Genomic DNA, 7,021 nt, shown 5'->3' on the forward strand with positions numbered 1-7,021 from the left:
CTACTCCCCCGCCGGTGCCCACCTCGCCCACGCCGTGCGCGCCACCCCCGTCCCCCAGCACCACCGGGTTCTCGTCACCGGCCAGGCGGCTCAGCTCCTCGACATCACCGGCTCCATCGGCCACCATCTCCCGCTGGCCCTCGCCCTCATCGCCATCATCACCTTCACCGTTCTGTTCCTGCTCACCGGCAGCGTCGTCCTGCCGCTCAAGGCCCTCGTGTTCAACCTGCTCAGCCTCAGCGCCGTCTTCGGCGCCATGGTTTGGATCTTCCAGGACGGCCATCTCGCCGGCCCGCTCGGCATCACCCCCGGCCCTCTTCCGGTCGCCATCCCCGTTCTGCTGTTCTGCATCACCTACGGACTGTCCATGGACTACGCCGTCTTCGTCCTCGCCCGTATCCGCGAACAGCACGACAGCGGCACCACGCTGCGGCAGGCCGTCATCACCGGTCTGTCCCGCAGCGGACGGATCATCAGCGCCGCCGCGCTCATCCTCGCCGTGTCCTTCTTCTCGACCCTGGTCTCCGGGGTGTCGTTCATCAAACTCTTCGGCCTCGGCACCGGGCTCTCCATCCTCCTCGACGCCCTGATCGTCCGCCCCGTCCTCGTCCCGGCGTTCATGCGCCTGGCCGGCGACTGGAACTGGTGGGCGCCCCGCCCCCTGCGTGCCCTGCACAACCGCATCGGCATCCGCGAACAGTGACCCGCTGATGATCCACGCCCGGTGGGACGCCACGCGGCCGTGAGCACGCCCACACGGCTGTGATCGCCGTTGGCGGTAATCCGGCAGGATAATGGACTGTTCTGTCCTATCGGGTAACGAGGCACGATGCCTCGTGGTTGACTTGTCGAGCCGGGCCGATGCCTACCCGTGAGACCCCGCGGACCAGTCGCGATCCACCAGGTCCCCCCACCTGAGCTGTCGCCGTCGGTCATCAGGGTGTGCCCCGAGCCGGCGACGCCGGCAGGCGGGAACGCCGACAGTCAGTGGGGAGCGTGACGTGGGATCGGGTGGTGACGACAGACCCCGGCTTCACCGACATGCGAACGACCTGCCGGCGCCACCCGGCTCCGACGGCGGCGGGCCCGCACGCGTGCTGCTCGCGCTGGACACGGCGGGCGTGGGCATCTGGGAGTGGGACGTCGCCGCCAACCGGCTGCGCTGGGATCAGCGCACCGCCGACCTGCACGGTGTCGAACTGGGTTCCTTCGCCGGGACGGCCGAGGCCTTCTTCTCCTGTGTGCACCCGAGCGACCTGCCGTTCCTGCGGGCGCGGATGGACACGGTGCTGGCGACCGGCGAGTCCTTTCTCGAGGAGTTCCGGGTCGTGCGCCCCGACGGTTCACCTGTCTGGCTCCAGGTCCGCGGCGGGATAGTCGGCGACGACGCCGGCCGGGTGGTGCGCGTGACCGGGATATGTACCGACGCCACCGGGCTGCGCGCCGGCCGCGAGCAGGCTGGACGCGCTCTGCAACAGGTCAGTGACGGCGTGCTGGTATTCGACAACGACAGCCGGTTCGTGTTCGTCAACACGGTCATGAGCCGACTGCTCGGTTGTGACACCTGTGAGCCGGTGGGCGAACAGTTTCTGGATCTTGAACCGTCGCTCATGGGGCCGGCGTTCGAAAAGCTGTACCTGCAGGCGTTGGACACCCAGCTGCCGGTGGAGTCCGAGGCCGACTACGCGGCCTTCGGCGGGCATTTCGAGGTCCGGCTGTTCCCCTCCCCGGAAGGGATAACCGCGTATTTCCGCAACGTCGACGAGCGCCGCCGCGCGGAGGCACACCGCGCGGCACTGATCACATCGTTGTCGTCGGCGCTCGGCCGCGCCCGCCAACTGTTCGACGTGACCGCCGCACTCGGCCAGGCCCTGACCGTCCCGGATGTCGCGGACGTGATCGTCCGATCGGCCTGGGACGACCTCGGCGCGGACTGCGCCATCATCATGCTGGTCGGCGACGAGGGGCGGGTACGGGTGGTCACCCCGACCGTCCAGTCCGAACGGATCAGCCGGCTCCTGGAGCTGATCTCCGCACGGGGAACCGCGGCCACCCCGGACGTCCTGCGCACGGCCCGGGCCCGCTTCGACTCCCGAGCGGAGCACCTGGCCGACTATCCGCACGCCAGGTCCCTGCTCGAAGCGGCCGCCGTCGCGTGGATAGCCCACATCCCACTGATCGTCTCCGGGAAACCGATCGGAGTGATCGTGCTGCTGTGGGAGAGCGAACGGGTCTTCGACGCCGACGAACGGGCCTTCCTGACCACCCTCGCCGGGCACTGCGCGCACGCCCTCGAACGGGTACGCCTGTACGAGAAACAACTGTCGGTGTCAGAAGCACTCCAACGGGCGATTCTTCCCCAGCGCCTACCGGAGCTGGCCGGTGTGGAACTGGCCGCCCGGTACCTGCCCGCCGGCCGGGACGTCGACGTCGGCGGTGACTGGTACGACGCGCTGGTACTCCCGACCGGCGAGCTCACCCTGATCGTGGGGGACGTCGGCGGCCACGGCCTGCGGGCGGCCACGGTCATGGCCGAACTGCGGCACGCGGCGCGCGCCTACGCGCTGCTCAGCCATCCTCCCGCTATGATCACCAGCCAGCTGTCGTCCAACCTCGCCGCCAGCGACTCGGCGGTCTACGCCACCGCGGTGGTCGCCTGCCTCGACATGGCCGAGAAAACGCTGACCTGGTCGTGCGCGGGCCACCCGCCGCCGCTGCTCCTCGACGGTGACTGCCCGGCCTTCCTGGAGGTTGTCCACGGCCCGATCCTCGGCGCCGTGGACAACCTCGCCTACCGGCAGGACACCGTCACGCTGCCGACCCGAGCCCGCCTGCTGCTCTACAGCGACGGCCTGGTGGAGCGCCGGGACGCCTCCATCACCGACCGGCTCGCCGTCCTGGCAACGGTTGCGGCACAGTCCGACACACTCAGCCTGGACGCTCTCTGCGACCGGCTGCTGACAGAAGTCGCCGGCCCCAGCGGCCGGGAGGACGACCTGTGCCTGCTCGCTGCCGACATTCACGGCCCTGGCAGCCGTACCCGGACGCCGACCGGCTGAACACCCCGCCTCCGGTCAACCGCCGCCCAACTCCCGCTCGACCGGCTGGTGCCCCACCGCCCGGTCGGCCGCGCACCACGCCCCGGGAGGGCGCAGCGGCGGACGGGCGTGCCGTCAGCATGCTACGGGCCATGATGGACACGTGCCGCGCCGTCGACCAGTGCCGTATCGATGCGATGTGTTACATCGATGCGGCAGGTCGCATCGGCATGACGGTGCGTCGGTCGGTGACACGGATCCCGGAGGGAACGGGCCGGGCGCGCCAGCGGTGCCAGCGTGGCCCGGCCGCCGACGCGGCCCGGCCGCTGGCGAAACGGGTATCGAAACGGGTACGGCGTTGGCGGAGCGTGCGTGTTGACAGCTTTCACAGGTACGCCCCAACAACCGGCCCGGCCGCCGGCGGCGGCGCGCGGTACCAGCAGCCGGGCCGGCGCGCTCGCCGCCAGCACCATCGGCGGTGCCAGCGGCGGTGCCAGCGGCGGTGCCGTCGGCGGCGGACGTGCCCGGCCATGGTCGGCCCTGATCCGGGCAGCGCCGCTCGCCGCGCTGGTCGCGGTACTGTGGACGGTCTACATCGCCCCGCTTCCCCACTATGACGTCGACGTGTTCCTGCGCGCGGGCGCGGCCGTCGGGGACGGGCGCGGCCCCTACCCGTCTCCCGGATCCGCCGAGGTCTACTCGGGCTTCGCCTACGTGTATCCCTACCTTGTCGCCTTCGCCTTCGTCCCGCTGTCATGGCTGGGCGAGCACGGTGCGACCGTTTTCATCGCGCTGTCGGTGGGCGCGCTGTTCCTCGGCGCCCGGCTGCTCGGCGTCCGCGACCGGCGTACGTACGCGCTGGTGCTGATGTCCTCCTGCGCCCTCACCGGCCTGCAGATGGGCACGCTCAACGCTGTTCTGTTCCTCGGTCTCGCCGCGCTGTGGCACTTTCGTGACCGTCCGGTCGCCGCGGGTGTGCTTGCGGCCGGTGTCATCTACGCCAAGCTGTTCCTGGCACCGGTGTGGCTGTGGCTGGTACTGACCCGCAGGACGAAGGCGGGCGCGGTGGCGGCTGCCTTCGTCGGGCTGCTGCTGGCCGTCACGGAGCTGACCAGCCCGGTGGGCACCCGCACCTACCTGGGGATGTTGGGGGTGCTCGCCCGCGAGGAGGCACCGCTGGGGCTCAGCCTTACCGGCCTGCTGGTCAACACCGGTCTCGGCATGGACGTGGCCACCTGGGTCGCGCGTGCGGTTGCCGTGGCCGTGCTGGTCGTGGCCGCGCTGGCCGGCGACTGGCCGCGCCCGCGACGCGGCGGGAACGAACGGATGCTCTACGCCGGCACGCTCGCCGCCGCGCTCGTAGCCTCACCCATCGTATGGAGCCACTACCTGCTGCTTCTGCTCGCGCCGATCCTGGTCAGCGCCCCGAGGTCGCGGATACCCCTGATCGTCTTCACCGTCGCGAGCTGGTTCGTCGTCACCCCTCATCGGACCGGCCCGGTCGGCTTCGTCACCGGCATAGCGATCATCAGCGTGCTCACCGCACCCGCTGTCGGGCATGCCGTGAAGACCCGCATCCGCCGCGGCCACATCGACGGTGGGACGGCCGACGGCGGCACGGCCGAGCGCGGGACAGGCGACGGCGGGACGGTGGTCGGTGACGGGGTCGTCGGCGGTGCGGCGGCCGCGGCCCTCCTCCCGTCGGGTCCCGTATCGGGTCCGGCGTCGGCTCCCGTGCCGGGGGTGGCGATCATCGCCGCCATCATCGCTGTCGCCGTCGCCACGACTGTCGTCGGCGTCGGCTTCGGGGTAGAACTGCTCGCGACCGCTTACGGGAACCCACAGCGGGTGATCGGCGCCTACTGCGCCCTGCTGGGCGTCCTCGCCGTACTGGGCTGGTCACTGCGGCAACGGTCGGGGCCGCCGGCCGCGCTGTGGGCAGGTGGCCACGATCACCGGCCCCGGCCACCCCGACAGCCCGGAACCGCGCGGTCATGACCGGGATCATTCGACCAACGCCGGTTCCCATCGGCGCGAGACACCTCTGGGTGGAGGACGATGCCCACGACGCCACCCCCGGCGCAGCCGGAGAACACAGCGCAACCGGAGAACACAGCGCAACCAGGGAATACGGCACAGCCCGCGGACACACCACCCGGGCAGCGTCCCGGCCGGTCCCGCGACGCTGCCCGCCGCGACGCTGCCCGCCGCGACGGTGGCGGACCCGGCCGGGACAGCCAGAACAGTGACGCCGAACTGCGGCGGGGGCTACGCCGGATGCGGACGATCGCGACCGGCCTGCTGGCCTTCGTGGTGGTCGTCTACGTCGTGTTCTGGCGCTGGGAGTCCGGTGGCGGGCCTGGCTGGGCGGGCTATGTCCGGGCCGCGGCGGAGGCAGGCGCGGTGGGAGCGCTCGCCGACTGGTTCGCGGTGACCGCGCTGTTCCGCCGGCCGCTGGGCCTGCCCATCCCACACACGGCGATCATTCCCAATCGCAAGGACGACCTCGGCCGCAGCCTGGAACGGTTCGTCTCCGAGAACTTCCTGGCCGACGCGGTGATCCGGGAGAAGGTCGCGAGCATGGGCGCGGCCGTCCAGATCGGCACCTGGCTCAGCGACCGTGGCCACGCCGAGAGGATCACCGCGGAGGCGTCCAACCGGCTGGTCGAGGCGATCTCGAACATCCGGGACGAGGTGACGCTGGAGGTGATGGAGAAAACCATCCTCGCCAGGGTGATGGACCGCCCCTGGGCGCCGGCCGCGGGCACGGCGCTCGGCCGGATCGCCGCCGGTGGCCTGCACCACCGGCTCGTCGACGTGATCGCCGTCCAGGCGGAGACCTGGCTGCGCAACAACCCCGACACGGTGATGCGGATCGTCGCCGACCAGGCGCCGTCGTGGTCGCCGAGGTTCCTGGACGACGTGATCGCCGCCCGGGCGTACGAGGAGGCGCTGCGGTTCGCCGCCGAGGTCCGCACGGATCCCGACCACCTGCTGCGCAGGGCCCTGGACGACTTCCTCGCCCGGTTCGGCGAGCAGCTGCGCACCGACCCGGACACCGCCGAACGGGTGGAGAAGTTCAAGGAGCGCATCCGTAACCATCCCGAGATCCACCAGGCGGTCGCGGCGATGTGGAACGCCACCAGATCCATCCTGACCGACGTCGCAGGCGATCCCGACAGCGCGCTGCGGACCAGGATCACCGACGAGCTGCAGGCGCTCGGCGGGCGGCTGGTCACCGACCCTCACCTGCGGGCGGGCGTCGACACTGCCGCCACCGAGGCCGTCGCATGGCTCGTTCGGCGGTATCGCTCCGACATCTCCACGGTGATCTCCGATACGGTCGCGAACTGGGAGCCGACCGAGACCGCGGTCAAGGTCGAACTGCACGTAGGCCGCGACCTGCAGTACATTCGCATCAATGGCACGGTGGTGGGCGCGCTCGCCGGTCTGGTCATCCACCTGTTGACCGACCTGCTGCTGTGACCTCCTCTCCGAGGCCCCGCTGGTCCTGGCAACCCCTCCTGCGGCCCCGTCGCCAACTCGCTGCCATCAACTCTCTGTCACTGACTGTGGCGATCGGCCTGCGCCTGCCGCTGCCGGCCCACAGTGACCATGACGCACGGTGTCGCCTCCCTGCCACGCCGGGGTGCGCGACGTCTCACCCCTGGTGGGCGTGCCGCCCTTAGTACCGGCGGTCGTGATCGGTGTACTCTGAGACCGTTGGCGGCCACGAGCCGTCCATGACATGTGGTTTTCCAGCCACACGTCAGAGGTCCGTGTGACAGCAGATCGGTGTGCGCTCCGGTAGCGAGTGCACCCGTTCATGCTCTGGTGACGCGGCCCGAAGCGGACACGCGACTGCTGCCACACGATCGCCGTGGTTTCCCCCGGCGACCTCGACAACGACGGACGGAAGAACCCTGTCTCAGCACGGTGACACTCAGCCCTCCCCTGCCGGGCGAGGGCGGAGACGAGAGGAG

4 protein-coding genes are annotated in these 7,021 nt (G+C 70.6%); all 4 read left to right on the forward strand.

What is annotated here, in order from left to right:
• On the forward strand, positions 1-703 hold a 703-nt coding region (locus CM1CMNOD_RS13410), incomplete at its 5' end, for an MMPL family transporter (RefSeq protein ID WP_165490472.1).
• A gap of 298 nt (positions 704-1,001) precedes the next feature.
• Positions 1,002-3,059 carry a SpoIIE family protein phosphatase gene (locus CM1CMNOD_RS13415; RefSeq protein ID WP_013874148.1) on the forward strand — a complete coding sequence of 686 codons (2,058 nt, stop codon included), beginning with the start codon at positions 1,002-1,004 and terminating at the stop codon, positions 3,057-3,059.
• Between the two features lie 351 nt (positions 3,060-3,410).
• On the forward strand, positions 3,411-5,036 hold the full coding sequence (locus CM1CMNOD_RS22475; RefSeq protein WP_013874149.1) for a glycosyltransferase family 87 protein: 1,626 nt from the start codon (positions 3,411-3,413) through the stop codon (positions 5,034-5,036).
• A 60-nt stretch (positions 5,037-5,096) separates the two neighbouring features.
• Positions 5,097-6,524 carry a DUF445 domain-containing protein gene (locus CM1CMNOD_RS13435; protein ID WP_237702765.1) on the forward strand — a complete coding sequence of 476 codons (1,428 nt, stop codon included), beginning with the start codon at positions 5,097-5,099 and terminating at the stop codon, positions 6,522-6,524.
• The last annotated feature ends 497 nt before the right edge of the window (positions 6,525-7,021 follow it).

Source organism: Protofrankia symbiont of Coriaria myrtifolia (assembly GCF_900634755.1).
GTDB lineage: Bacteria > Actinomycetota > Actinomycetes > Frankiales > Frankiaceae > Protofrankia > Protofrankia coriariae.

What these genes read in the sequence shown, in the direction of transcription:
- CM1CMNOD_RS13435 (WP_237702765.1), top strand. Translation starts at nt 5,097, where the DNA reads ATGCCCACGACGCCACCCCCGGCGCAGCCGGAGAACACAGCGCAACCG.